This is a genomic window from Ruegeria sp. E1 (genome assembly GCF_056534225.1).
The window spans coordinates 1-1,089 of the sequence record NZ_JBQFPE010000044.1 but is presented as its reverse complement, the minus strand read 5'-3'; the positions used below and the strand labels follow the sequence as shown (position 1 = coordinate 1,089).

The 1,089-nt window shown below is 60.1% G+C and carries 2 protein-coding genes; both read right to left on the bottom strand.

Features of this window, described 5'->3' with window-relative positions:
* A partial coding sequence (gene plsX, locus ACR0FG_RS20855; RefSeq protein ID WP_480895272.1) for a phosphate acyltransferase PlsX occupies positions 1-953 on the bottom strand: 953 nt, incomplete at its 3' end.
* A gap of 24 nt (positions 954-977) precedes the next feature.
* Positions 978-1,089 (bottom strand): 50S ribosomal protein L32 (gene rpmF / locus ACR0FG_RS20850; protein WP_480895274.1); only part of this gene is annotated, 112 nt, incomplete at its 5' end.

Genomic DNA, 1,089 nt, shown 5'->3' with positions numbered 1-1,089 from the left:
GTTGCGTCCGCTCCGCCATGGGATTTCACCACGGTTCCTTTAAGCCCGAGCAACACGCCTCCATTGACGCGGCGCGGGTCTATCCGCTTTTTCAGACGATTCAACGAGGCGATTGCCAGGATCGAGGCCAGCCGGGATAGGGGCGAGTATTTGAACGCTTCACGAAGCAAATCACCGATTAGGTTCGCGGTGCCTTCGCCGGTTTTAATGGCGACATTTCCAGTGAAGCCGTCGGTCACGATCACGACAGCTTTGTCGCCGGGGATATCGCTGCCTTCGACAAAGCCCACGAATTCGAAATTCGCCTGATCGGCAAAGTCCGAAATCATCGCATGGGCTTCTTTCAGTTCGGCGCGGCCCTTGTGTTCTTCGGTACCGACATTCAGCAATCCGATCCGAGGGCGGCTGAGCGCCATACCGTTGCGCGCGTATGAAGCCCCCATCAGCGCGTATTGCAAAAGGTCCTTGGCATCAGCGCGCACATCTGCGCCGACGTCCAGCATCACGTTGAACCCATGCGGATTGCGCGAGGGCCACAGGATCGCGATGGCAGGGCGGTTCACGCCGGGCAGCTTGCGCAGCCGCAACATGGACATGGCCATCAGCGCGCCCGTATTGCCGCAGGACACCGCGCCGTGCGCTTCACCTGCACGCACCGCTTCCAGAGCGGACCACATCGACGTGCTCTTGCCGCTGCGGACAACCTGGCTTGGTTTGTCTTCCATCGTGACCACGTCCGGGCAATCACGAAAAACGACGCGCCCATCAAGGACACGCCGTTTGGCAACCAGCTTGCGTAGTTCCTGTTCCTGACCGTGCAGGATGAACCCGATCTTCGGGTTCTTGTCCGCAGATTTTGCAATGCCCGCCACAACGACGGCAGGGCCCGAATCTCCGCCCATAGCGTCAACCGAGATGATGATCCGTCCGGTCTGCGTGGGCTGATCCGTCATGCCTTGGCCTGCGTCCAATCAGGCTTAGGCCGCGTCTTCGTCCAGGTCGATTTCGTCGGCCTGAGCGACGACTTCACGATCGTCATAGTGGCCGCAAGATGCGCAAACGTGGTGTGGGCGCTTCAGCTCGCCGCAG